Below are 23,743 nucleotides of genomic sequence, written 5' to 3'. Positions count from 1 at the left end.
CCCGGATCCGGTGCTCTACTTCCGCCATTCCTTCCGGAAGCTTTCCGGAACCAGTGGATCACCGGCATCGACGCCGGCCCGTCCCGAAGGGCATCGACACCCATGAGACAACGACGTCTGCGAGCCGGTGCGCTCGCCACCGGCCTCCTCGCCGGGCTCGGCACCGTGGTGGCTCCCTCGGCCACGGCCGCTGCGGTCGACTACACCGCCGGCTTCGAGTCCGGCACCTCCGGCTGGACCGGCCGCGGCACCACCGGGGTGGCCGTCAGCACCGATCAGGCCCACGGCGGCAGCAGCAGCCTGCTCGCCACCGGCCGCACCGCGAACTGGCACGGGCCCGCCCTGGACGCGCGCACCGTCATGCCGGCCGGTCGGTACACGATCGAGGCCTGGGTCCGGCTCGTCGCCGGCACGGGCGCCGACACCGTGAGCCTGACCGTCGCCCGCACCCCCGACGGCGGCGCCGCGGCCTACGACTCCGTGGCGAACGGCGTCGCCGTCACCGACAGCGGCTGGACCAGGGTCAGCGGCACCTACGAGTTCGCGACCGCGAACAACAGCCAGCTGGAGCTCTACCTGGAGAGCCCCGACGCGACCCAGGCCTTCTACGTCGACGACGTCCGCATCACCGGTGAGACCGCGGCCCCCGTCCAGCCCGGCACCACCCCGCCCGTCACGACCGCCTTCGACGGCGGCCCCGACGGCTGGACCGCGCGCGGCGACGCGACGGTCGCGCACGTGACGGCCGGTGGCCGCAGCGGCGGCGCCCTCAGCGTCAGCGGCCGGACCCAGACCTGGCACGGCCCCGCCTTGGACGTGACGCCCAACCTCGCGGTCGGGCGCACCGTCGAGGCCTCGGTGTGGGCCCGGCTCGCTCCCGGTTCCGCGCCCGCCCAGCTGACGCTCTCGATCCAGCGCGACCGCGCCGGTACCCAGACCGCCTACGAGAACATCGCCGGCGCCGAGGTCACCGCCGACGCGTGGACGCGCATCCGCGGCACCTACACCCTGGGCTCCCCCGTCGACAGGGCGCAGGTCTACGTCGAGGGCACCGCGGGGGCCGCCTTCCTCATCGACGACTTCACCCTCCAGCCCTTCGCCGAGACGCCCGTGCAGGACGTGCCCGCGCTGAAGGACGTCCTCGGCGCGCAGGGCTTCGAGCACGTCGGCGTCGCCCTCGACCAGCGCGAGACCACCGGCCGGCCGGCCCAGCTCGTGCAGAAGCACTTCAACGCCTTCACCCCGGAGAACGACGGCAAGCCGGAGAGCGTCCAGCCCACCGAGGGCACCTTCACCTTCGGCAACCTCGACCGGCTGCTCGACTTCGCGGACGCCACCGGGACCCAGGTGTACGGCCACGTCCTCGTCTGGCACTCCCAGACCCCCGCGTGGGTCTTCCAGCGCCCCGACGGCACCCCGCTGACGAACTCCCCGGCGGACCGGGCCCTGCTCGAGCAGCGCATGGAGACCCACATCAAGGCGATCGCGGACCACGTGAACGCCCGCTACCCGGACGGGAACAGCCCGATCTGGGCGTGGGACGTCGTGAACGAGGTCATCGCCGACGGCGACAACGCCAACCCGCACGACATGCGCGACAGCCGCTGGTTCCAGGTCCTCGGCGAGGGCTTCGTGGACCACGCCTTCCGCCTCGCGGACCAGTACTTCCCGGACGCGAAGCTGTTCATCAACGACTACAACACCGAGATGCCGGAGAAGCGAGCCGACTACCTCGGCCTCGTCTCCTCCCTCATCGAGCGGGGCGTGCCGATCGACGGCGTCGGGCACCAGGCCCACGTCGACTTCGGCCGCCCCGTGCAGTGGCTGGACGACTCCCTCACCGCGGTCGAGGAGCTCAGCGCGCAGGAGGGGCACCCCCTGGCCCAGGTCATCACCGAGCTGGACGTGAGCACCTCCACGGAGATGGCCTCGGCGGACGTCAACAGCACCGGGGCACCCGAGCGCGCCACCCCCGACGACGCCGCCGCCGGCGTGGAGAACGGCTACTACTACCGCGACCTGTTCGCCGCGCTGCGCGAGCACTCCGGCTCGATCGAGTCGGTGACGTTCTGGGGCATCAGCAACGCCCGCACCTGGCTGCGGACCTGGCCGTACCCCCGTCCGTGGGAGCGGCCGCTGCCCTTCGACGACGACCTGCAGGTCACCCCGGCGTACTGGGGCGTCGTCGACCCGTCGAAGCTGCCCGCGCGCCCGGCGGACTTCCTGATCCCCCGCCTCGCCGCGAAGGACCCGGTGCGGGTGTCCTCCACCAGCCCCGCGGGGGCGGAGGTCACCTTCACCCCGCCGGTCGCCGGTGACACCCGCGACGGCGTCCTCAGCCCGACGTGCACCCCGGCGTCCGGCTCGCAGTTCCCGATCGGCACCACCCGGGTGACGTGCACGCTGACCGACGAGGCCGGCAACCAGGCCACCCCGGGCGTGTTCGACGTGGTCGTCACCCCGCCGCCCACCACGACGAAGCTGTACCAGCGGGTCAACCACGGTCCGGTCGTGCGGGCGAACGTGAACCAGACCGTGCAGGTCGTGGTCCAGTTCGGCAACGAGGGCACCGGCACCCTGCTCGGGCGCACCTTCGGGCACTCCTGCACCCAGGTGAACGCCGGTGCGGCGGGCTCGACCCCGCTGGCGCTGGAACTCGCCCCGGGCTCGGCGCACACGACCCAGCGGAACTACCCGGCCGGGCAGAACGGGAACTTCACCCTGCGGGCCCGCCCCACCAGGACCGGCACCGCGGTGCTCGACTGCACCCTGTCCCTGCAGGACTCCTTCGGGGCGCAGGTCAGCACCACGACCCGCATCACGGTCGACGTCCGCAAGTGATCCGTCCCTGACGTCACCACGAGGCCCCGCCCCTGCGAGGAGGCGGGGCCTCCGTGCGTCCGGGAGCGCCTCGCTCGCGGTGGAGGAGCGGGTCACCGCGCCCTGCGCAGCCCGGGTTCGGAGCGGTGCCCGGCCCCCGGCAGGTCCCACGGCCGTGACGGCCCCGGCTCCGGCGTCGTCCTCGCGGGCCGCACCCCGGCGGGCGAGCGGGGCGCCGGTGCCGGTGGCGGGCGCGCGGCGGGAGCGGGCGGGGCGAGGTCGTCGCGGCGACCCGCCCCGTTCCCGGGACGGGGCGGGGAGCGCACCACTAGGGTCGCGGCGTGATGCGGAGGGGCGGGCGGCGCCGGGCGGCTCCCGTGCTGGGGCTGCTCCTGCTGGCGGTCCTCACGGGCCTCGTCTGGTACCTGGCCTGGCAGCGCCTCGCCACGCCCGTCCCGTCCACCCGGACCCGCAGCGCGGTCGTGGTCACCCCCACCGCCGAGGTCCCCCAGCGCCCGACCGCGGTCTTCCTGGGCGACTCCTACGTGCAGGGACGCGGGGCCTCGGCCCCCTCCTCGCGCTGGAGCAGCCTCGTCGCGGGCGAGCGGGGGTGGGACGAGGTGAACCTCGGGCTCGGCGGGACCGGCTACGTCGCCACCTCCGGCCCGGAGGGCTGCGGGCTGGACTTCTGCCCCTCCGTCGAGGCGCAGGTGGCCGCCGCCGTCGCGCGCGCCCCCGACGTCGTGGTGGTCGCGGGCGGCCAGAACGACTTCACCTCCTACCAGGACGACCCGGAGGCCGTCGACGCCGCGATCGCGGCGACCTTCGAGCAGCTGCGTCGGCAGCTGCCTGGGGCGCGCCTGATCGCCGTCGGCCCCTCGACGACGCGGGCGGTCGGCGCCGTCGCCGAGGCGGTGGACGCCGACGTGCGGACCGCCGCCGCCGTCGTGGGCGCGCAGTACGTGTCCCTGCTGGAGCCGAACGTCATCGCTCCGGGGACGGTGCTGCCGGACGGCGCCCACGTCGACGACGCGGGCCACCGGGCCATCGCCGACCGGGTCCTCGCCGCGGTGCCCTGACCGGGGGCGCACCGCGGTGCGCTTGTAGCGTGCGGCCATGACCGAGTCCGTGCCCGGCCGCGCGCTCCTCGACCTCGTCGCCGTCATGGACCGCCTGCGCTCACCCGGCGGCTGCCCCTGGGACGCCCGGCAGACCCACACCAGCCTCCTGCGGTACCTGGTGGAGGAGAGCTACGAGGTCGTCGACGCGGTGGAGAACGGCACCCGCGCCGAGCTGCGCGACGAGCTGGGGGACCTGCTGCTGCAGGTCGTCTTCCACGCCCGCGTCGCGCAGGAGGACCCCGAGGAGCCCTTCGGGATCGACGACGTCGCCGCCGCGATCGTGGCCAAGCTGGAGCGCCGCCACCCGCACGTCTTCGCCGGCGAGGCCGTCGCGGAGGACCTGCAGGCCGGGTGGGACGCCATCAAGGCGACCGAGGGGGTGCGGGAGAGCGTGCTGGACGGGATCCCGCTGCAGCTGCCCGCCCTCGCCCGGGCCGACAAGGTGCTGGGGCGGTTGCAGCGCAACGGCCTCGACGCCCCCGCCGCCCCCGGCGAGGGCGTGGACGAGGAGTCGGTGGGCCGGGAGCTGCTGGACCTGGTGCGCCGGGCGCACGCCGCGGGGGTCGACCCCGAGGCGGCGCTGCGGGTGACGACGCGGCGGCTCGAGACGGCCGCCCGCGAGACCGAGCGCCACCGCGGGGCGGGGGCCGCTGGGTAGGGTCCTGCGTCGTGACGAACGTGCTGGCCCTCGACATCGGCGGGACGAAGATCGCCGCGGGCCTCGTCGGGGACGACGGGACCGTGCGGCTGGACCGCGAGGTCCCCACCGACCAGACCAGCCCGGACGCCGTCGCCGCCGCCCTGGAGGGCCTGGTGGGCGGCGTGCTCACCGCCGCGCGCGAGCAGGACCTCGAGGTCGCCGACGTGGTGGGCGTCGGCTCCGCCGGTCCCGTCGACGCCGGCCGCGGCACCGTCGACCCGGTGAACATCGTCTCCCTGCGCGGGTTCCCGCTCGTGGAGCACGTCGCCCGCGCGGCCTCGCGGGTCCTGGGGCGGGAGGTGAGCGCCGCGCTCGCCCAGGACGGGCAGTGCTTCGCCGCGGCCGAGCAGTGGATCGGCGCCGCGCGGGGCTCGCGCTCGATGATGGGGGTCGTCGTGTCCACCGGCATCGGCGGCGGCATCGTCCTCGAGGGCCGCATCCTGGCCGGCAAGTCCGGCAACGCCGGGTTCCTCAGCCACGTCGGCGTCGTCCTCGACGGCGAGCTGCTGCCGGGCTCGGGCGCCCTGGGCGTCGTCGAGGCCTACGCCAGCGGGCCGGCGATGGTGCGCGCGGCCCTGGCCCAGGGGTGGCGCCACGGTGAGCGGGTCGACGCCCGGGTGCTGACCGCCGACGCGCGCGCGGGCGACCCGGTCGCGACGGCGGTCATCGCCGCCGGGACCCGGGCGCTGGCGTCGGCGTTCCTGTCCACCGCGGCCCTCCTCGACCTCGAGGACGTCGTCGTCGGCGGGGGAGTGGCCTCGGCCGGGGACGTCCTCCTGGACCCGCTGCGCCGGGCCTACGCCGAGCTGGCCGTCTACCCCCACCTCGCCGACGTCAGGATCTCCGCGTCGCAGCTGCCGCGCGGTTCGGGGCTGGTCGGGGCGGGACGGCTCGGCTGGCAGCGGCTGGGCGCCTGAGCGGGTGCGGCCCTAGCGCCGCAGCGGCTCCACGTGGTGCCCGTCGAGGCGCAGCGAGGAGCGGGTGGCGAAGCCGCCGTAGGCGAGGTCGACCTCGACCTGCACCTCGTGACCGCCCAGGTCGAAGCGGAAGACCTTGTCGGAGAACCAGATCCGGTCCTCCTCCAGCACCTTCCCGTCGAGCCGGACGACGATCTTGCCGCTCATCGCGGCCACGTCCACGTCGACCTCGTGCTGCGCGCCGTCCACGTCGAGGCGCCAGGCGTTGTCGGCTTCGCTCATCGAGGGGTCCCTCCGTCGTCGTCGAGCTGCGGGCGTCGTCCCGCGATCCTCGCCGATCCCGGGTCGATCCCGCCAGGTCGCCTGCCACTAGGCTCGGGACGCACCACGGATCCACCCGAAGACCCACCCAAGACGCTGTCGAGAAGCACGAGGAGTGCGCGTGGCCACCATCGAGGCCGTCGGAGCTCGCGAGATCCTGGACTCGCGCGGCAACCCCACCGTGGAGGTCGAGGTCCTGCTCGACGACGGGACCTTCGCCCGGGCGGCGGTGCCCTCGGGCGCCTCCACCGGCGCCTACGAGGCCAACGAGCGCCGGGACGGCGACAAGGGCCGCTACGGCGGCAAGGGCGTCGAGCAGGCCGTCGAAGCCGTCATCGAGGAGGTCGGCCCGGCCCTCGTCGGCCACGACGCCCACGAGCAGCGGATCATCGACCGCGTCATGCTCGACCTGGACGGCACCCCCACGAAGAGCCGCCTGGGCGCCAACGCCATCCTCGGGGTCTCCCTCGCGGTGGCCAAGGCCGCCGCCTCGGCCGCGGACCTGCCGCTGTTCCGCTACCTCGGCGGCCCCAACGCGCACGTCCTGCCGGTGCCGATGATGAACATCGTCAACGGCGGCGCGCACGCCGACACCGGTGTCGCCATCCAGGAGTTCATGATCGCCCCCGTGGGCGCGGCCTCCTTCCGCGAGGCCCTGCGCTGGGGCGCGGAGACGTACCACGCGCTGAAGTCGGTGCTGAAGCAGCGCGGCCTGGCCACCGGCCTGGGCGACGAGGGCGGCTTCGCCCCCGACCTGCCCAGCAACAAGGACGCCCTCGACCTCATCGTCGAGGCCATCGGCAAGACCGGGTTCGCGGTCGGCTCCGACATCGCCCTCGCCCTCGACGTCGCCGCGACCGAGTTCCACGGCGCCGACGGCTACGACTTCGAGGGTTCCAAGCGCTCCGCGGAGTGGATGACCGGCTACTACGAGGGCCTGGTCTCGGAGTACCCGCTGGTCTCCATCGAGGACCCGCTGTCCGAGGACGACTGGGACGGCTGGCAGCACATCACCAACGCCCTCGGCGGCAAGCTGCAGCTCGTCGGCGACGACCTGTTCGTCACCAACCCCGAGCGCCTGCAGAAGGGCATCGACCTGTCCGCGGGCAACTCGATGCTGGTCAAGGTGAACCAGATCGGTTCCCTCACCGAGACCCTCGACGCCGTGGACCTGGCCCACCGCAACGGGTTCAGCACGATGATGAGCCACCGCTCGGGCGAGACCGAGGACACCACGATCGCCGACCTGGCCGTCGCGGTCGGCTCCGGCCAGATCAAGACCGGCGCCCCGGCCCGCTCCGAGCGCGTCGCGAAGTACAACCAGCTCCTGCGCATCGAGGAGGAGCTGGACGACGCGGCGGTCTACGCCGGCGCGAAGGCGTTCCCCCGCTCGGCCGGGTTCACCGGGCGCGCCTGACCGGATAGCGGCGGCGACCGGGAGAAGCTGGACCCATGGGTTCGCGACGACCGACCGCGCCCCGCAGCCCCTCCCGCACGGGAGGGGCCGCGGGGCGCAGCGGCGCACCGCGCCCCGGCGCGGGCCGGGGACCGGGCAGCCCCCGCCGCACCACCACCGGGCCGGCGACCCGCCCCGCCCCGGCCGCCCGCGGGCGCAGCGGGGCCACGATGTCGGCGGCCGACCGCCGCCGGACCCGCGGGCCCCGGGTGCTGGTGCTGGCCGTGGTCGCCCTGCTGCTGGCGATCTTCCTGCTCCCCAGCCTGCAGAAGTGGCTGGAGCAGCGCTCGGAGATCGGGCGCCTGGACGCGCAGATCTCCCAGCAGCGCGAGGACCTCGCCGCGGCGCAGGCCCAGGAGGAGCGCTGGCAGGACGACGCCTACGTCGTCGCCCAGGCGCGGGAACGGCTGCGCTACGTGAAGCCGGGCGAGGTGCCCTACGTCGTCGACGGCACGACCGACGCCGACGAGGTCCCCCCGCAGCAGGCCGCGACCACCGTGCCGAAGCCCTCCGCCGCCTGGTACGAGAACGTCTGGGAGTCCCTGCGGCTGGCGGGCAACCCCGACGAGCTGGCCCCCTCGCGCACCCCGGGGCTGGGCGCGACGAGCTCCAGCAGCAGCGACACCACCCCCTGAGACCAGTGAGCAGGACGTGACCGGACCGACCCCCGCCACCCAGGCCGACCTCGACAGCATCGCCGAACGCCTCGGGCGGGTCCCGCGCGGCGTGGTCGCCGTCGCGCACCGCTGCTCCTGCGGGCGCCCCGACGTCGTCGAGACCTCCCCCCGCCTGCCCGACGGCACCCCCTTCCCCACGACGTACTACCTCGTCGACCCCACGGCCGCCGGGGTCATCAGCACCCTCGAGGCGGCCGGGGTCATGCGCGAGATGAGCGAGCGCCTCGCCGCGGACGGCGACCTCGCCGCCGCCTACGCCGCGGCCCACGAGGACTACCTGCGCCGCCGGTCCGCCCTCGGCGACGCCGACGTCCCCGAGATCGCCGGGATCTCCGCCGGCGGCATGCCGACGCGGGTGAAGTGCCTGCACGCCCTCGTCGGCCACTCCCTGGCCGCCGGTCCGGGGGTCAACCCCTTCGGGGACGAGACGCTGGAGCGGCTGCGCGCCGAGGGCGGCTGGCCCGCGGTGTGCCCGCACGGCGCCCCGGCCGGGCCCGCCGAGCCGGCGGGGACGAGCGCGTGACCCGCCGCGTCGCCGCCGTCGACTGCGGGACGAACTCGCTGCGCCTGCTCGTCGCCGACGTCGACGCCGCCGCCGGGACGAGCGTCGAGCTCGAACGGACCATGGAGGTCGTCCGCCTCGGCCAGGGCGTCGACCGCACCGGCGTCTTCGCCCCCGAAGCGCTGCAGCGCACCTTCTCCGCCCTCGACCGGGCCGCGGAGCTCGTCCGCCGCCACGGCGTCGACCCCGCCGCGGTGCGGTTCGTGGCGACCTCCGCCTCGCGCGACGTCGCCAACCGCGACGAGTTCGCCGCCGGGGTCCTCAGCCGCCTCGGCGTCCTGCCCGACGTCGTCACCGGCGAGGAGGAGGCCGCCCTCGGCTTCGCCGGCGCCACCCGCGAGCTCGGCGGTGCGGGGGCACCCTTCCTCGTCGTCGACCTCGGCGGGGGGTCCACCGAGCTCGTCCTGGGCGAGCGCGACGTCGAGTCCGCCCGCTCCCTCGACGTCGGCTCGGTCCGGCTGACCGAGCGGCACCTGCACGACGACCCGCCCACCCCCGCGCAGGTCGCCGCGGCCCGCGCCGACGTCGAGGCCGCCCTCGCCGGCAGCGACGTCCCGCTGGCGCGCACCCGCACCCTCGTCGGGGTCGCCGGCTCGATCACCACGATCACCGCCGCCGCCCTGGACCTGGCGCAGTACGTCCCCGGTGCGCTGCACGGGGTCCGGCTGCCCGTGGCGCAGGTGCGCGACGCCTGCGACCGGCTGCTGCGCGCCACCCGCGCCGAACGGGCCGCCCTGCCCTTCGTGCACCCCGGCCGCGTCGACGTCATCGGTGCCGGGGCGCTGGTCTGGCGCGCGGTGCTGGAGCGCGTGGAGGCCGAGGCGGGGATCACCGAGGTCGTCACCAGCGAGCACGACCTCCTCGACGGCATCGCGTTCGGCCTCGCCGGGAACGGGTGAGCCCCCGGGCCACCGGTCACCCCGGCGGGGCGGGCAGCAGGGCGCGCAGGTGGTCGGGGAGGGCGGACTGCACGCGCCGCGGCGCGGTGCGGCGCCACGCCTCGAGCAGGACCGAGCGCAGCTCCGTCGGGTCCGCGCCGGCCAGCGACACCTCGACCCAGCCGAAGCGGCCCACGTGCGAGGCGACCCGGTAGGTCCGCGGGTCGCCGGCGATGAGCTCGGCCTGGTCGACCGGGGAGGCCTTGACGGAGACGACCCCGTCCTCGGCCCGCAGGATCGCGAAGATCTTCGCCCGGACCCGGAACGTCGCCGCCCCCCAGGTCTCCTCCTCGTGGGCCTCGGGCAGCTCCAGGGCCCAGGCGCGCAGGGTGTCACCGGTCACCACGCGTCACAGCCAACCGCAGATCTGGCAAGGTGGGAAGCATGCGCACCGTGACCGCCACGACCACCCGACGCATCGACGCGCCCGCCGAGCGCGTCCTCGCCGCGCTGGCCGACTACAGCGGCACGCGCCCGCGGTTGCTGCCCGAGCAGTTCACCGACTACGAGGTCGTCGAGGGGGGCCAGGGGCCGGGGACCCAGGTCCGCTGGAAGCTGCACGCGACCCGCAAGCGCGTCCGCGACGTCCACGCGCTGGTGTCCGCCACCGACCGGCACGCCCTGGTCGAGAGCGACGAGAACTCCTCCATGGTCACCACCTGGCGGGTCGAGGCCGACGGGCCGGAGGCCTCCGAGGTCGTCGTGACCAGCGAGTGGAACGGCGCGGACGGGATCGGCGGCTTCTTCGAGCGCACCTTCGCCCCGCGCGGACTGGACCGGATCTACGGTGAACTCCTCGACAACCTCGCCGACACCGTCGCCCGCTGAGCACCCGGCGACGGGGCGGTCCTTCCCCTCCCCGGTCCCGCCGGGGTCCGGCTGGCCCGGGGACCCCTCCGGCCCGGACACCCCCGTCGCCCACGACCCGGAGCAGGTGCGCGCGCTCGCCGCGACCGACCTCGCCGAGCTGTCCGCCCGCGCCGGCGTCTGCCGGGCCTGCCCCCGGCTGGTGACCTGGCGCGAGGACGTCGCCCGGACCAAGCGCCGCGCCTACCGCGAGGAGCCCTACTGGGGGCGCCCGGTGCCCAGCCTCGGCGTCGGGGACCCGCGCGTCCTGGTGGTGGGCCTGGCCCCCGCGGCGCACGGCGGGAACCGGACGGGCCGGATGTTCACCGGCGACCGCTCCGGGGACTGGATCATCGCCGCCCTGCACCGGGCGGGGCTGGCCACGCAGGCCACCTCCGTGCACGCCGCGGACGGCCTCGCCCTGCGGCGCACCCGGATCGTGGCCCCCGTGCGGTGCGCGCCGCCGGACAACCGGCCCACGACCGGTGAGCGCGACACCTGCGCGGCGTGGCTGGACGCCGAGCTCGCCCTCGTCGCCGACGGCCTGCGGGTGGTGCTCGCCCTCGGCAGGTTCGCCTGGGGGGTGGCCCTGGGGGCGGCGCGGCGGGCGGGCTGGTCGGTGCCGCGCCCGCAGCCGCGGTTCGGCCACGGCGCCGAGGCCGTCCTGGAGGGCCCGGCGGGCCCGGTGCGGCTGCTCGGCAGCTACCACGTGAGCCAGCAGAACACCTCCACCGGCCGGCTGACGGTCGCGATGCTGGACGACGTGGTGGGGCGCGCCGCGCGCCTGGCCGGGGAGGCCCCGCCCGGGGCGGGCTGACAGGATGTCGCCTGCGCAGGCCCGGGTGGCGTAACTGGTAGGCGCACGGGGCTTAAACCCCCGGGCCGTTCGCGGCGTGCGGGTTCGATCCCCGTCCCGGGTACACCGAGTCGTGATGCTTCCGTGATCGCGGCGGGGAACGGCGGCCGGTGCCCGGCCGTTGCACCCACCAGGAACGCAATGCCCCGGAGGGGAGCCATGGAGAGCAAGAACCCGGTCTTCGCACGCAGCCAGGAGTGGAAGGGCAACGGCTACGCCTCGTTCGACGCGCCCAGCTCGGCGCAGCGGCAGGCGGCACCGGCCGACGCTTCCGCCCGCACGCTGCAGGACTGGTACCAGAAGCCGTCCGCCACCCCGGCGCAGTCGCGCCGGATGACCCTCGACGACGTCGTGGTCCGCACGGCGTCGCTGTTCGCGGTCCTGCTCGTCGGTGCCGCCGGCGGGTACCTCGGCGTCCGGTCCGGCCAGATGGGCTTCGGCCTCGTCATCGGTGCCGCGCTGGTCGGGATGGTCCTGGGCCTGTGGGCCCAGCTGTCCAAGAAGGTCCGCCCGGGTGTGATGTTCGCCTACGCGGTCGTCGAGGGCGCGTTCGTGGGTGGCATCTCCGCCCTGTACGCCTCGCTGTACGACGGCATCATCGGCCAGGCCGTCATCGGCACCCTCGCCGCCTTCGGCGGGATGCTCATCGCCTACAAGACGGGCGTCGTCCGCAACAGCCCCCGCTTCACCAAGGTGCTGATGATCGCGGGCATCGGGTACCTGGTCTTCGGGCTGGTCAACCTCGTCGCCTCCCTCGCGGGCATCGGCAGCGTCTACTCCGGCGGCGGCCTGCTGGCCATCGTCGTCAGCGCCTTCGGCGTCGTCCTGGCCTCGCTGTTCCTGGTCCTGGACTTCGACCACATCGAGCAGGGCATCCGCAACGGCCTGCCCGTCAAGGAGTCCTGGCGCGCCGGCTTCGGCCTGATGGTGACCCTGGTGTGGCTGTACCTGGAGATCCTGCGCCTCATCGCGATCCTGCGCGGCAACGACTGACCCACCGGTCGGATCGATCGTGGAGGACACCGACGAGCTCGGTGCGCCGGCCCTGCGGGCCGCGCGCGCCGAGCTCTCGCGCTCCCTGGACCTGCAGGCCGACCGCGTCCGCAGCCTGCCGCTGACCCGCCTGGAGCGGGTGCGCCCGGGGGAGGACACCAGTCCCGCCGACGCGGTCCGGGCCGGGGCCCAGGCCCTGGCCGACCTCGCCGCCGACGCCGAGGGCGAACCCCGCCGCGCGCTGCCGCGGCTGGCCACGCACGGCCTCGGCGACCAGCTCGCCGTCGTCGGCCACGACCTCGCCGCCGCCGGGGACGGTGCGGCGCTCGCCGCCGCGCACGAGGTCCTCGCCCGGGTGCGCCGGGCGCTCTGAGCCCCGGGCTCCGTCGGGGGCCGTCGTCGCCGTGCGGGATGATGGGGCCATGCGCTACGCCGAGACCGTCGTCGACCTCGTGGGCGGGACCCCGCTGGTCAAGCTCAACCGCGTCACCGAGGGCCTGGCCTGCACGGTGCTCGCGAAGGTCGAGTACCTCAACCCGGGCGGCTCCGTGAAGGACCGCATCGCGACCCGCATGATCGAGGCCGCCGAGGCCGAGGGGCTGCTGAAGCCGGGCGGCACGATCGTCGAGCCCACCAGCGGCAACACCGGCGTCGGCCTCGCGCTCGTCGCCCAGCAACGCGGCTACAAGTGCGTCTTCGTGTGCCCCGACAAGGTCGGCGCCGACAAGCGGAACGTGCTCAAGGCCTACGGCGCGGAGGTCGTCGTGTGCCCCACCGCCGTCCCGCCGGAGGACCCGCAGTCCTACTACTCGGTCTCCGACCGCCTCGTGCGCGAGATCGAGGGCGCCTGGAAGCCGAACCAGTACAGCAACGTCCACGGCCCGCGCAGCCACTACGAGACGACCGGCCCGGAGATCTGGGCCGACACCGAGGGCCGGATCACCCACTTCGTCACCGGCGTCGGCACCGGCGGGACGATCACCGGCACCGGCCGCTACCTCAAGGAGCAGGGCCCGGTGAAGGTCATCGGCGCCGACCCGGAGGGCTCGGTCTACTCCGGCGGCACCGGGCGCCCCTACCTCGTCGAGGGGGTGGGGGAGGACTTCTGGCCCACCGCCTACGACCCCTCGATCCCGGACGAGATCATCGCCGTCTCCGACGCGGACTCCTTCGAGATGACCCGCCGCCTGGCCCGCGAGGAGGGTCTGCTGGTCGGCGGCTCCTGCGGGATGGCCGTCGTCGCGGCCCTGCGCGCGGCGAAGGACCTCGGCCCCGACGACGTCGTCGTCGTGCTCCTGCCCGACGGCGGCCGCGGCTACCTCGGCAAGATCTTCAACGACGACTGGATGGCGTCCTACGGGTTCCTCGACTCCGGGGCCCGCGGCACGGTGGGCGAGGTGCTGCGCGCGAAGACCACCGGGCTGCCCGCGCTGGTGCACACCCACCCCACCGAGACCGTCCACGACGTCATCGAGATCATGCGTGAGTACGGCGTCTCGCAGCTGCCCGTCGTGGGGGCCGAACCGCCCGTGATGGCCGGTGAGATCGCCGGGGCGGTGAACGAGCGCGCCCTGCTCGACGCCCTGTTCACCGGCCGGGCGAAGATGTCCGACGCCGTCAGCGCCCACATGGGCCCGGCCCTGCCGCTGGTCGGGGCGGGTCAGTCGGTCGAGGACGTGCGCTCGGTGTTCTCCGGCGCCGACGCCGCCGTCGTGGTCGAGGACGGCAAGCCCACCGGCGTCATCACCCGCCACGACCTGCTGGCCTACCTGGCCATCTCCCACTGACGCACCGCGCCGGGGGCCCGCACGGGGAACCGTGCGGGCCCCCGGCGTGTCGGGGGGAGCCGGCGCCCCGCGCCGGGTCGGCAGCGCCGGTCAGTAGCGGATGGCGTCGATGACCTTGGCGCGCACGGCCATGGTCGCGGGGACCAGACCCGCCAGGGCCCCCACGAGGGTCGCGGCGACGAGCCCCTCCACCGCGGCCCGCACCGGGAACGGCGGGACGTCCTCCAGGGTGACCCCCGCGGGCAGGACGGCGTCGAGGGGGAAGTTCGACACCAGGATGATCGACAGCATCACCGCGAGCAGACCCGCGACGAACGTGGCCGCGACGCTCTCGAAGAGCACCGCGAAGAACACCCGGCTGCCGGTGGCGCCGAAGCTGCGCCGCACGCCGATCTCGCGGATGCGCTGCCGGACGGTGACCAGCCCGACGTTGAGGACGCCGATGCCGCCGAGCAGCAGCGCGAAGACCCCGACGCCGCGCACGCCGTAGGCGAGGACGGTGTCGAGGATGCCGAGCTCGGCGCCGGCGTCCTGGCGCCAGACGGACACCGAGTAGCCCGGCAGGCTGGCCTGCACCTCGCTCTGCAGGGCGGCAACGAGGGCCTCGGCGTCCGCGTCGGGCACCCACATCTCCAGGCCGGGCCCCGCGGTGCTGGCCGGGTCGCCCGTGAGGTTCCACCGCTGGGCGTCGCTGTTGAGCACGTACGCCCCCGGGGTCGCGGCGTCGTAGCTGGCCGAGGAGGAGATGCCGATGACGGTCGCCGTCACCGGGGTGTCGCCGCCGAGGACGACGGTGAGCGGGTTCGCGGGGTCGAACCCGCCGAGCTGGTCGGCGAAGGCCCGGTTCACCACGAGGCGCGGGGCGAAGGCGTCCGTGTCGGATGCCGCGAACCAGCGGCCCTCCTCGGTGATGACCCGGTGCATCGTGCCGTAGCTGGGGTCGACCGTGGAGGCGGTGACCAGTTGCGTGCCGGCGGGGAAGCGCACCGTGAGCTGACTGCCCTGCTGGGAGGCCAGGCCCCACCAGGCCGTCTCGTGCCGGGTGGCCGCCTCGCGCAGCGCGGTCTGCGTGGTGCGGAGGGTCTCGGCGGTGCTGGCCGACATGGGGTAGGCGTCGACCCGGATGGTGGCCGGGCGCCCGGAGGAGCGTTCGGTGCTCTCCCCGACCATCTGCCGGGCCATGTTCCCGGCGGCGGTGATGGTCGTCATGGCGAAGACGGCGAGGAAGACGCCCACCAGGGACAGCACCACGCGGACGCGGTTGACGCGGATCTCGCTCCAGGCCTCGGAGATCGCCGCGAGGAGCCCGATCACACCGTCTCCCGGTGCGCGGTGGCCGCCGCCAGGGCGTCGGCGGTGATCTCGGTGAGGACGCCGTGGTCGAGGCGGAACCGCCGGTCGGCGCGGGCGGCGACCGACAGGTCGTGGGTGATGGTGACCAGCGTCGTGCCGTCGTCGCGGACGAGTTCCTCGAGCACGTCCATGACGGCGGAACCGGTGTCGACGTCGAGGGCGCCGGTGGGTTCGTCGGCCAACAGGACGCGGGGGCGCCGGACCAGGCTGCGCGCCAATGCGACGCGCTGCTGCTCACCGCCGGACAGCTTCTCGGGCATGGTGTCGAGGCGGTGGCCCAGCCCGACGCGTTCCAGCATGGCGCGCGCGGTCCGCTTGCGATGCAGGAAGTCGCGGCCGCCGGCGTACATCAGCGGGTTGGCGACGTTCTCCGTCGCGGTGCGCCCGGGCAGCAGGTTGAACTGCTGAAAGACGAAGCCGAACGTCTGCCCGCGCAGCTTCGCCGTGCGGCGGGCGGACAGTCCCGAGACGGGTCTCCCGTCGAGCAGGTACCGGCCGCCGGTGGGGGCGTCGAGCAGCCCGACGATGTTCAGCAGGGTCGACTTGCCCGACCCGGACCGGCCCACGACGGCGACGTGCTCGCCGCGGGCGATGTGCAGGTTCACCCCGGTGAGGATGTGCAGGTCCTCGCCGTCGGGCAGGCGCACCGTCCGGCTGACGTCGGTCAGGGAGACGACGTCGTCGGCGGTGGTGACGGGCGTGCTCGGTGCGGAGGTCCCCTCCATCAGTAGCCCATCCCGTACATCCCGCCGCCGGGCTGGCCGGCCGGGGTGTCGGTGCCGGGGACGAACTGCAGGATCTGCTGGCCCTCCTCCAGGCCCTGGGTGATCTCGACGTTCTGGCCGTCGGTCAGCCCCAGGGAGACCTGGGTCTCGACCTGCGCGCCGTCGTCGGCCACGAGCCACACCGTGCCCGTGCCCACGCTGCCCTGGACGGCGGTGACCGGCGCCAGCAGGACCCCGGTCGCGGAGCCGGCGGTGACGTCGACGGTGGCGCTGAGCCCGGCGAAGACCTGCACCCCGGCGGGGACGGCGCAGGACACGGTCGCCCCGGTCATGGCCGAGGACGGGTCGGCGTAGGGGTCGACGTACCCCGCGTCCGGGTCGGGGGTCTCGGGCGTCGTCGCGGGGGTGCCGGTGCGCAGGTCGGTGCACTCGAACGTGCCGGGGCCGCCGGGCACGGTGACCCGGGCGGTCGAGGGGGGCTGGAGGAGGCGGAACTGCTGGGCCTGGGTCATGGGGGCGGAGACGGTGAGGGTCCCCGGGCTGACGCTGGCGACGGCGTCGCCGACGGTCACGGCCTGCTGGGGGAGGACGTCGAGGGTGGCGAGGGTGCCCGGGACGGTCGCGGAGACGGTGACGGTCCGGGTGGTGGGCGCGGCGGGCGGGGCGAGGGGGTCGGTGGCGGGGGGCGGTTCGGTGGTCACCGCGACGGTGAACAGCGGGGTGCCCTTCTCCACGTCGTCGCCGACCTCGGCGCGGACCTTGCCGACGACCCCGGTCGCGGTGGCCTTGACGGTGGTGGCCGGGTCGGCCTGGATGCTGCCCTGGAGGGACACGGTGTTGGTCACGTCGCCTCGCACCACCGCCGCCGCGGGCGGGTCGACGACGGCGGAGGGGCTGGCGGCGGCCTCGGTGTCCTCCCCGGAGCCGCGCACGAACGCGATGTAGAGCAGGGCGACGGCGATGAGCGCCCAGACGAGGAGTCTCAGGGCGGGGAAGACGATCGTGCGGACAACGCCCACAGCGGCACCTCCGGAGGTTTCGGGGGTGGGTCGCTGGTGCACGGTGCAGGCTGCCGGTCCCCCGATCGGCTGGGCCGGAACCTAGCAGCGACCGAGCGGTCACCGTGGGACGTGGGGGAAACCTGCACAGGACACGTCCGCCGTCGCGCGTTCAACCACTCCGCGGGGGAGCGGGTGCGGGGAGGAACCCGCGTCGCCCGGTCCTTGCCCCCGGCGCCCTCCCTGACCTAGCCTTCCGGAAAGCGCATTCCCACTACTTCCAGGAGGAGGCAGCGATGGTGCAACGCCTCGGTGTGGTCATGAACGGTGTCACGGGACGGATGGGGTACCGGCAGCACCTGCTGCGCTCGGTCCTGGCCATCCGCGAGCAGGGCGGGGTCGAGCTCCCCGACGGCTCCCGCGTGCAGCTGGAACCGCTGCTCGTGGGGCGCTCGGAGGACAAGCTCCGCGAGATCGCCCGGCGCCACGACCTCCGGCACTGGACGACCGACCTCGACACCGCCCTCGCCGACGACGAGTACCCGCTCTACTTCGACGCCCAGATCACCTCCGCGCGCGAGCGCTCGATCCTCGCCGCCATCGCCGCGGGCCGCCACGTCTACACCGAGAAGCCCACCGCCGAGAGCGTCGAGGGAGCCCTCGAGCTGGCCCGGGCCGCCGCCCGCGCCGGGGTCAAGAACGGCGTCGTGCACGACAAGCTGTTCCTGCCCGGCCTGCGCAAGCTCAAGCGGCTCGTCGACTCCGGGTTCTTCGGCGAGATCCTCTCCGTCCGCGGGGAGTTCGGCTACTGGGTCTTCGAGGGCGACTGGCAGCCGGCCCAGCGCCCGAGCTGGAACTACCGGGCCGAGGACGGCGGCGGCATCGTCGCGGACATGTTCTGCCACTGGAACTACGTGCTGGAGCAGATCGTCGCCCCCGTCGAGGCCGTCACGGCCAAGGCCGTCACCCACGTCCCCGTGCGCCACGACGAGCACGGCGAGGCGTACAAGGCCACCGCCGACGACGCCGCCTACGCGATCTTCGAGCTCGAGGGCGGGATCATCGCCCAGCTGAACTCCTCCTGGGCCGTGCGCGTCGACCGCGACGAGCTCGTCGAGTTCCAGGTCGACGGGACCCTCGGCAGCGCCGTCGCCGGGTTGTTCGCCTGCCGGGTCCAGCCGCGCGCGGTGACCCCGAAGGCCGTGTGGAACCCCGACCTGCCCGAGCAGCACCGTTACCGCGACGACTGGGTCCCCGTCCCCGACAACGAACCGCTGGACAACGGGTTCAAGGTGCAGTGGGAGCAGTTCGTCCGCCACGTCGTCGCCGACACCCCCCACCCCTACGACTTCCTCTCCGGGGCGAGGGGGGTCCGGCTCGCGGCGGCCGGTCTGGAGTCGTCGGCGCAGGGCCGGCGCGTCGAGCTCGCGGACCTGGCGCTGTGAGCGCCGTCTCCGAGCGGCTCGCGCGGCGCGGGCTCACCGGCGACGTCCTGCGGCTGCCGCGGCGCCGCCCCGACGGCGGGGTCGAGCTCGTCGAGCACGCCGTCTCCGAACCCGTGGACTGGGAGGTCCCCGCCGGCCCGGCCCGCAGCCGGACGGCGTTCGCCGCCGCCCACGTCGTCCCGCGCGCCGGGGCCGAGAACGTCCCCGGCGCCCCCGCCGACCTCGACTGGGACGCCACCCTGGCCTTCCGGCACCGGCTGTGGTCCCTCGGCCTCGGCGTCGCCGAGGCCATGGACACCGCCCAGCGGGGGATGGGCCTGGACTTCGCGGCCACGACGGAACTCGTGCGCCGCAGCGCGACCGAGGCCGCCGCGGTCGGGGGCCGCATCGCCGCCGGGGTCGGGACCGACCAGCTCGGGCCCGGCCCGCACACCCTCGACGAGGTGCGGGCGGCCTACGAGGAGCAGCTCGCCCTCGTCGAGGACACCGGCGCCCAGCCCATCCTCATGGCCAGCCGCCACCTCGCCGCCGCCGCCTCCGGGCCCGAGGACTACCTGGCCCTGTGCTCGGGGTTGCTCGCCCAGGTCCGCCGCCCCGCCGTCCTGCACTGGCTCGGGGAGGTCTTCGACCCCGCCCTGGCCGGGTACTGGGGCTCGCGCCCGGGCGACGTCGCCGCCGCCACCGACACGTTCGTGGACCTCGTGCGCGCCAACGCCGAGCACGTCGACGGGGTGAAGGTGTCGCTGCTCGACGCCGAGCACGAGAAGGACCTGCGGCGCCGCCTGCCCCCGGGCGTCCGGCTCTACACCGGCGACGACTTCAACTACCCCGAGCTCGTCCAGGGCGACGGGGAGCACCACTCCGACGCCCTGCTCGGGATCTTCGCCGGGATCGCCCCGGCGGCCGCCGCCGCCCTGGTGCGCCTGGACGCCGGCGACGTCGCCGGGTTCCGCTCCGCGCTGGACCCGACGGTCCCGCTGGCCCGCCACGTCTTCGGCGCCCCGACGCCCTACTACAAGGCCGGGATCGCGTTCCTGAACTTCCTCGACGGCCGCCAGCCCGGCTACGCGATGGTCGGGGGGCTGCACTCCGCGCGCAGCGCCGTGCACCAGGCCGAGACGTTCCGCCTCGCCGACGAGGCGGGGGTCCTCAGCGACCCGGCGCTGGCCGCGCGCCGGCTGCGGGACTACCTGGCGGTGCACGGCCTGGAGGTCTGAGCGACCGGGCGGGCTCAGCCCGTCGCGGGGGCGAGCGGCCGGAACTCCACCCAGGAGGACCCGGCCGCCGCGTCCACCCGCAGGTCGTCCCGCACGTCCAGGGGGAGGCCGTCCTGCCGCGCCCGCTGCAGGACGCGGCTGACGGCCTCCGCCTCGGCGCGGGAACCGTCCACCGAGAGGGTCGCCAGCCGGCCCCCCGGGGGCAGGCGCACGGTGACCTGGGCCGTGCCGCACGCGGCCAGCACGGACCCCAGCACCCCGCGCAGCGCCCCGGCCAGGTCCGAGCCGTCCGCCGTCCCGCGGTCGTCCACGACGTCGACGACGGCCCCGCGGGCCCGGGCCTCCCGCAGCGCGGTGCGGACGGAGTCGTCGAGGAGGTCGCGGGCGCGCAGGTCGTCGCGCACCTGCCGCTCCAGGGCCAGCGCCGCCCGGGACAGCTCCGCCCAGTCGTCCGCGTCGGGTGCGGCGGCCGCGACCCGGCGCAGCAGCGGGACCGCGCCGTGCTCGAGGTCGTCCCGGCGCCGGCGGGCGCTGCGGGCGCGGGCCTGCGTGCTCGCGCCGGCGGCCACCGCGCGCCCGGCGTCGGCGTCGTAGCGGGCCACGTCGCGCGCGGTGCGGTCGAAGACGAAGCGCACCCCCACCGAGGCGGTGAACCAGACGATCGCGGGCTGGTTCAGCGCCGCGAAGACCACGACCCGGTGCGGCAGGTCCGACCCCGCGACCAGGAACCCCAGGACCGCCGCGGACCCCAGCTCCGCGGCCAGCGCGGGCCCCCACCGCCGGCGCACCACCAGCGCCGCCACCACGATCTGGGTCAGCCCCGGCCACCAGTTCGCGTGGGTGCGCCAGAGGTCCTCGGCCACGAACGGGGTGACGGCCAGCCCGCTGAGCGGGACGACGGCGGCCATCGCGACCGCGGCCCGGCGGGAGAGGTCCAGCGGGCCCCCGAGGAGGGGGCGCACGGCCAGCGCGCTCACCCCGAGGACGACGACCAGGGCGAGGAGGGCGAGGGCGGGCCACCGGTGCTGGTGCAGGGAGAGCAGCGCCACGAGGGGGCCGTGGGAGAACAGCCAGATGACCGTCCCGGTCAGGCACGCCCGCCGGACCCCGCTCACCCGGCGCCCTCCGCGCTCGTCCCCAGCAGCGGGACGCCCAGCAGGACCACGGTGCCGACCCCGGGCGCGGACCGCACCAGGGCCCGGCCGCCGACGACGTCGGCGCGCCGGCGCACCGACACCGCCAGACCCAGCCGCGGGGTCGCCCGGCGGGCGTCGAAGCCGGCGCCGTCGTCACGCACCTCGACGCCGAACCGCCCCCGCCGGGCGTCGGCGCGGACCCGCACCCGCACGTCCGGGACCCGCCCGGCCCGCGACCCGTGCCGCACGGCGTTGCGCACGGCCTCCGCCGTCGCCGCGACCAGCGCGTCCACCGCCTCCGGGGCCAGCTGCCCCGCGGGGGCGTCCGGGGCGCTCAGCACCGCGCCCGGGTGCAGCGCGAGCACCGCGCTGCGCAGGCGGGACACGGTCTCCGCCGCCCCCACGGGCCCGGTGTCGCGGGCCCCGGCGAGCCCGCCGTCGACGCTGGCCAGCGCCCGCTCGGCCGCGGCCCGGGCCCGCCCCCGGTCCGCGGCGTCGCGGGCGTGCGCCGCCGTGGACAGCGAGGCGAGCACGTCGTCGTGGACGATCCCGTCCCAACGGGAGTTCTCCACCTCCTCCGCGCGGGCCGCCGCGGCCGCCGCGGCCGCGCGCGCGGCGGCGTCGCGGGCCTGCTCCACCGACCGCGCCGACTCCTGCACGGCCTGGACCGCGACCGAGGCCGCCACCGCGATCACCAGCTGCCCGACGGTCTCCACGACGGCGATGTCGGCCCGCACGCTCCACACCCCGCTCAGCTGCAGGAGCTGGCGCAGGAGCAGGTGGACCGCGGTGAGCCCGAGCGCACCGCCCAGCGACGGGGCCGCGACCGCTCCCGCCCCCACGGTGATGGCCGACAGCGCCAGCACCCAGGGGACGTCGTCGTCGACGTGCGGGGAGACCACGGGGTAGGTGGCGAGGGCGACGTCGCCCACGACGACGAGCGCCCAGGCCGCCGGACCGCACGCCCCGCGCCGCACGGCCTGGACCAGCAGCACGACGAAGACGGCCAGGTAGGCCGTGCACACCGCCGCCGCCCAGGCCGGCGGCGTGGCCGAGCGGCCGGTCACCAGGTTCGCGACGACGGTGGGGGCCACCGAGACCAGCCCCAGGGCCAGGACCAGGGCGAGCAGCCGCTGCGCGCCGGAACGGGTCACCGCGCGCTCAGCACGGGGTCACCGCGCGGTCAGTCCTCGGGACCACGGGTCGCCGGCGGCATGAGAGGGGCGAGGACGCCGTCCTCCACCGCGCGCCGGTACAGCTCCATGCGGGTGTAGGCCGGCCGGTCCAGGGCGGCGTACTTCGCGCGGATGCGCTTGAGGTAGCTCTTGGCCGTCTCCAGCGTCACCCCCAGGCGCAGCGCGACCGACCGCGCCGGCATCCCGCCCGCGTACAGCTCCAGCACCCGCCGCTCCTGCGGGGACAGGTGCGAGGTCAGGGTCTCGTCGACCTGCAGGGCCGCGGCCGTCTCCGCCGAGGGGACGGTGTCGCCGGCGGCCACGGCGCGCAGCGCCTCCGCGACCGTCGCGACCGGGCGGTCCTTGAGCAGCACGCCCTGGGCGCCCGCCTGCAGCGCCTCCAGGGCCGGGGTGTGCTCGCGGCCCTCGGTGTAGACCAGGACGCGGCTGCCGGCGGCGAGCAGGGCCGCCACGTTGCCCGCGGGGCGCGAGCCGTCGCCCAGGCGCAGGTCCAGCAGGACGACGTCGGGCGGCACCGCCCCCTCCAGCTGGAACAGCAGGTCGGGCACGGTGGGGGCGGTGGCGACGAACTCCAGCGAGGGCTCCAGGCGGGCGAGCTCGAGCTGCAGCCCGGCGAGCAGAGCCGGGTGGTCGTCGACCGCCGCGATGCGCAGGGTGGTCACGTCGGTCCTCCTTCCGCGGCGAGGCTAGCGGGACCGGGACGGTGCTCCCGACCACCCGCGGCCCCCCGCGGCCGTGCGCGCACCCCCGAAAGGGGGGTGGCTCGGCGGTGTCGGGGGACGCGCCCCTCTGGGAGGATTCCTCCCGGCACCCCGCCGGGGGGACGGGTGGCCGCGCATGCGCTGGGGGGCGTACGCACACGAGGGGACGGTGCCCGCGGGCACCGTCCCCTCGTGGCGTCCACGCCTCGGCCCCGCGACGCCTCAGCCCCGCGGCGTCACTCCGCGGCCGGGACCAGCCCGATCTGGCAGGTCAGCCCGTTCGGCCCGTGGTTGCAGTAGCCGTTCGGCACCTTCTCCAGGTACTGCTGGTGGTAGTCCTCGGCGTACCAGAACGGGCCCGCCTCCGACGCCCGGCGGATCTCGGTGGTGATCCGCCCGTGCCCGTGCTCGGTCAGCTCGCGCTGGAACGTCTCGCGGGTGCGCTGCGCCGCCTCCCACTGCTCGTCGGTCGTCGTGTAGACGGCCGAGCGGTACTCCGTGCCGCGGTCGTTGCCCTGGCGGTAGCCCTGCGTGGGGTCGTGGTTCTCCCAGAAGATCTTCAGCAGCTGCTCCGCGGACGTCGCGGTGGGGTCGTAGGCCACGAGGACCGTCTCGGCGTGGCCGGTGCGGCCCGTCGTGGACTCCTCGTACGTCGGGTTCTCCGTGAAGCCCCCCTGGAAGCCCGCCGCGGTCGTCACGACCCCCGGCTGGCGCCAGAAGATGCGCTCCGCGCCCCAGTAGCAGCCCATGGCGAACGAGATCACCTCGGTGCCCTCGGGCCACGGCCCCTCCAGCGGGGTGCCCAGGACCGCGTGGGTCGCGGGGACCTCGAAGCGCCGCGTCGCCGAGCCCCGCAGGGCCTGGTCCGCGGTCACCATCGTCGTCTTGTACGGGTTGCCGAACAGCACGTCACCAACTCCTCTTCGCCGTCGTGACCGTTCCAACCGCGAGGACGCCCCGGACGTTCCCTAGGCTGGT

Annotated in this window: 24 protein-coding genes and 1 tRNA gene; 16 read left to right on the top strand and 9 right to left on the bottom strand. The window is 75.3% G+C overall.

Going from position 1 to position 23,743, the window contains the following annotated elements:
- The first annotated feature begins 102 nt into the window (after positions 1–102).
- The 4 genes from KRAD_RS24000 (at position 103) to KRAD_RS05755 (ending at position 5,558) form a co-directional block, all read left to right on the top strand.
- Entirely contained in the window at positions 103–2,841 is a 2,739-nt protein-coding gene (locus KRAD_RS24000) for an endo-1,4-beta-xylanase (RefSeq protein ID WP_012084592.1), read from the top strand.
- A gap of 323 nt (positions 2,842–3,164) precedes the next feature.
- A complete protein-coding gene (locus KRAD_RS05765) occupies positions 3,165–3,899 on the top strand; it encodes an SGNH/GDSL hydrolase family protein (RefSeq protein ID WP_012084591.1) in 735 nt (244 codons plus the stop codon).
- A gap of 37 nt (positions 3,900–3,936) precedes the next feature.
- The gene (locus KRAD_RS05760; RefSeq protein ID WP_012084590.1) at positions 3,937–4,599 is read left to right on the top strand and encodes a nucleoside triphosphate pyrophosphohydrolase; all 663 of its coding nucleotides are present in this window, start codon (positions 3,937–3,939) and stop codon (positions 4,597–4,599) included.
- A gap of 11 nt (positions 4,600–4,610) precedes the next feature.
- A complete protein-coding gene (locus tag KRAD_RS05755) occupies positions 4,611–5,558 on the top strand; it encodes an ROK family protein (RefSeq protein WP_012084589.1) in 948 nt (315 codons plus the stop codon).
- 12 nt (positions 5,559–5,570) lie between these two features.
- Here KRAD_RS05755 and KRAD_RS05750 read toward each other — a convergent pair whose 3' ends face one another.
- A complete protein-coding gene (locus KRAD_RS05750) occupies positions 5,571–5,840 on the bottom strand; it encodes a hypothetical protein (protein ID WP_012084588.1) in 270 nt (89 codons plus the stop codon).
- A gap of 160 nt (positions 5,841–6,000) precedes the next feature.
- On the opposite strand from KRAD_RS05750, the gene eno reads away from it, so the two are divergent.
- Genes eno through KRAD_RS05730 form a run of 4 tightly spaced genes read left to right on the top strand, consistent with a single transcriptional unit; the run spans position 6,001 to position 9,473 of the window.
- A complete protein-coding gene (gene eno / locus KRAD_RS05745; RefSeq protein WP_012084587.1) occupies positions 6,001–7,296 on the top strand; it encodes a phosphopyruvate hydratase in 1,296 nt (431 codons plus the stop codon).
- A 35-nt stretch (positions 7,297–7,331) separates the two neighbouring features.
- Complete coding sequence (locus tag KRAD_RS23995) at positions 7,332–7,970, top strand: FtsB family cell division protein (protein WP_012084586.1); 639 nt, start codon at positions 7,332–7,334, stop codon at positions 7,968–7,970.
- A gap of 16 nt (positions 7,971–7,986) precedes the next feature.
- On the top strand, positions 7,987–8,535 hold the full coding sequence (locus tag KRAD_RS05735; protein WP_012084585.1) for a DUF501 domain-containing protein: 549 nt from the start codon (positions 7,987–7,989) through the stop codon (positions 8,533–8,535).
- On the top strand, positions 8,532–9,473 hold the full coding sequence (locus KRAD_RS05730) for a Ppx/GppA phosphatase family protein (protein ID WP_012084584.1): 942 nt from the start codon (positions 8,532–8,534) through the stop codon (positions 9,471–9,473). Before KRAD_RS05735 ends, KRAD_RS05730 begins: the two co-directional genes overlap by 4 nt.
- Before the next feature lie 16 nt (positions 9,474–9,489).
- Here the strand turns inward: KRAD_RS05730 and KRAD_RS05725 are convergent, their stop codons facing one another.
- Complete coding sequence (locus KRAD_RS05725; protein WP_041291924.1) at positions 9,490–9,858, bottom strand: MmcQ/YjbR family DNA-binding protein; 369 nt, start codon at positions 9,856–9,858, stop codon at positions 9,490–9,492.
- Positions 9,859–9,896: 38 nt separating this feature from the next.
- Between KRAD_RS05725 and KRAD_RS05720 the strand changes: the two genes are divergently transcribed.
- The 6 genes from KRAD_RS05720 to KRAD_RS05695 all read left to right on the top strand — a co-directional run bounded on the left by KRAD_RS05720 (position 9,897) and on the right by KRAD_RS05695 (position 13,994).
- A complete protein-coding gene (locus tag KRAD_RS05720; RefSeq protein ID WP_012084582.1) occupies positions 9,897–10,340 on the top strand; it encodes an SRPBCC family protein in 444 nt (147 codons plus the stop codon).
- Entirely contained in the window at positions 10,300–11,175 is an 876-nt protein-coding gene (locus tag KRAD_RS05715) for a uracil-DNA glycosylase (RefSeq protein ID WP_012084581.1), read from the top strand. Before KRAD_RS05720 ends, KRAD_RS05715 begins: the two co-directional genes overlap by 41 nt.
- A gap of 19 nt (positions 11,176–11,194) precedes the next feature.
- A tRNA-Leu gene (locus KRAD_RS05710) sits at positions 11,195–11,278 on the top strand.
- A gap of 95 nt (positions 11,279–11,373) precedes the next feature.
- Positions 11,374–12,207 carry a Bax inhibitor-1/YccA family protein gene (locus tag KRAD_RS05705; RefSeq protein ID WP_041291923.1) on the top strand — a complete coding sequence of 278 codons (834 nt, stop codon included), beginning with the start codon at positions 11,374–11,376 and terminating at the stop codon, positions 12,205–12,207.
- Between the two features lie 19 nt (positions 12,208–12,226).
- Positions 12,227–12,580: a hypothetical protein gene (locus tag KRAD_RS23990; RefSeq protein WP_012084579.1), complete on the top strand. Its 354-nt coding sequence runs from the start codon at positions 12,227–12,229 to the stop codon at positions 12,578–12,580.
- A gap of 49 nt (positions 12,581–12,629) precedes the next feature.
- Positions 12,630–13,994 (top strand): cystathionine beta-synthase, encoded by a 1,365-nt coding sequence (locus KRAD_RS05695; RefSeq protein ID WP_012084578.1) that lies wholly within the window; start codon positions 12,630–12,632, stop codon positions 13,992–13,994.
- Positions 13,995–14,084: 90 nt separating this feature from the next.
- Here the strand turns inward: KRAD_RS05695 and KRAD_RS05690 are convergent, their stop codons facing one another.
- The 3 genes from KRAD_RS05690 to KRAD_RS05680 are packed head-to-tail and all read right to left on the bottom strand — an operon-like array spanning position 14,085 to position 17,091.
- Positions 14,085–15,308: an ABC transporter permease gene (locus KRAD_RS05690; protein WP_012084577.1), complete on the bottom strand. Its 1,224-nt coding sequence runs from the start codon at positions 15,306–15,308 to the stop codon at positions 14,085–14,087.
- Positions 15,305–16,072, bottom strand: a complete 768-nt coding sequence (locus KRAD_RS05685) for an ABC transporter ATP-binding protein (RefSeq protein ID WP_012084576.1) — start codon at positions 16,070–16,072, stop codon at positions 15,305–15,307. The genes KRAD_RS05690 and KRAD_RS05685 overlap by 4 nt, the downstream gene beginning before the upstream one ends.
- Positions 16,072–17,091, bottom strand: a complete 1,020-nt coding sequence (locus KRAD_RS05680) for an efflux RND transporter periplasmic adaptor subunit (RefSeq protein ID WP_012084575.1) — start codon at positions 17,089–17,091, stop codon at positions 16,072–16,074. The genes KRAD_RS05685 and KRAD_RS05680 overlap by 1 nt, the downstream gene beginning before the upstream one ends.
- 275 nt (positions 17,092–17,366) lie before the next feature.
- On the opposite strand from KRAD_RS05680, the gene KRAD_RS05675 reads away from it, so the two are divergent.
- Entirely contained in the window at positions 17,367–18,515 is a 1,149-nt protein-coding gene (locus tag KRAD_RS05675) for a Gfo/Idh/MocA family protein (RefSeq protein ID WP_012084574.1), read from the top strand.
- Between the two features lie 47 nt (positions 18,516–18,562).
- Positions 18,563–19,732: a dihydrodipicolinate synthase family protein gene (locus tag KRAD_RS05670; protein WP_041292741.1), complete on the top strand. Its 1,170-nt coding sequence runs from the start codon at positions 18,563–18,565 to the stop codon at positions 19,730–19,732.
- A gap of 14 nt (positions 19,733–19,746) precedes the next feature.
- On the opposite strand, the gene KRAD_RS05665 is transcribed toward KRAD_RS05670, so the two are convergent.
- The 4 genes from KRAD_RS05665 to msrA form a co-directional block, all read right to left on the bottom strand.
- Positions 19,747–20,847, bottom strand: a complete 1,101-nt coding sequence (locus KRAD_RS05665) for a hypothetical protein (protein ID WP_012084572.1) — start codon at positions 20,845–20,847, stop codon at positions 19,747–19,749.
- Complete coding sequence (locus tag KRAD_RS23985) at positions 20,844–22,022, bottom strand: ATP-binding protein (RefSeq protein WP_012084571.1); 1,179 nt, start codon at positions 22,020–22,022, stop codon at positions 20,844–20,846. Before KRAD_RS23985 ends, KRAD_RS05665 begins: the two co-directional genes overlap by 4 nt.
- Before the next feature lie 29 nt (positions 22,023–22,051).
- On the bottom strand, positions 22,052–22,726 hold the full coding sequence (locus KRAD_RS05655) for a sigma factor-like helix-turn-helix DNA-binding protein (RefSeq protein WP_012084570.1): 675 nt from the start codon (positions 22,724–22,726) through the stop codon (positions 22,052–22,054).
- Between the two features lie 275 nt (positions 22,727–23,001).
- Positions 23,002–23,643, bottom strand: a complete 642-nt coding sequence (gene msrA / locus KRAD_RS05650; RefSeq protein WP_041292739.1) for a peptide-methionine (S)-S-oxide reductase MsrA — start codon at positions 23,641–23,643, stop codon at positions 23,002–23,004.
- Positions 23,644–23,743: the final 100 nt, after the last annotated feature.

Source organism: Kineococcus radiotolerans SRS30216 = ATCC BAA-149, assembly GCF_000017305.1.
Lineage (GTDB): Bacteria > Actinomycetota > Actinomycetes > Actinomycetales > Kineococcaceae > Kineococcus > Kineococcus radiotolerans.
The sequence above is the reverse complement of the archived record's forward strand: the minus strand, read 5'-3'. Positions and strand labels throughout refer to the sequence as shown.

Coding starts and splice junctions, on each gene's coding strand:
- KRAD_RS24000 (WP_012084592.1), top strand. CDS start 103: ATGAGACAACGACGTCTGCGAGCCGGTGCGCTCGCCACCGGCCTCCTC.
- KRAD_RS05765 (WP_012084591.1), top strand. CDS start 3,165: ATGCGGAGGGGCGGGCGGCGCCGGGCGGCTCCCGTGCTGGGGCTGCTC.
- KRAD_RS05760 (WP_012084590.1), top strand. CDS start 3,937: ATGACCGAGTCCGTGCCCGGCCGCGCGCTCCTCGACCTCGTCGCCGTC.
- KRAD_RS05750 (WP_012084588.1), bottom strand. CDS start 5,840: ATGAGCGAAGCCGACAACGCCTGGCGCCTCGACGTGGACGGCGCGCAG.
- KRAD_RS23995 (WP_012084586.1), top strand. CDS start 7,332: ATGGGTTCGCGACGACCGACCGCGCCCCGCAGCCCCTCCCGCACGGGA.
- KRAD_RS05720 (WP_012084582.1), top strand. CDS start 9,897: ATGCGCACCGTGACCGCCACGACCACCCGACGCATCGACGCGCCCGCC.
- KRAD_RS05705 (WP_041291923.1), top strand. CDS start 11,374: ATGGAGAGCAAGAACCCGGTCTTCGCACGCAGCCAGGAGTGGAAGGGC.
- KRAD_RS05695 (WP_012084578.1), top strand. CDS start 12,630: ATGCGCTACGCCGAGACCGTCGTCGACCTCGTGGGCGGGACCCCGCTG.
- KRAD_RS05685 (WP_012084576.1), bottom strand. CDS start 16,072: ATGGAGGGGACCTCCGCACCGAGCACGCCCGTCACCACCGCCGACGAC.
- KRAD_RS05675 (WP_012084574.1), top strand. CDS start 17,367: ATGGTGCAACGCCTCGGTGTGGTCATGAACGGTGTCACGGGACGGATG.
- msrA (WP_041292739.1), bottom strand. CDS start 23,643: ATGGTGACCGCGGACCAGGCCCTGCGGGGCTCGGCGACGCGGCGCTTC.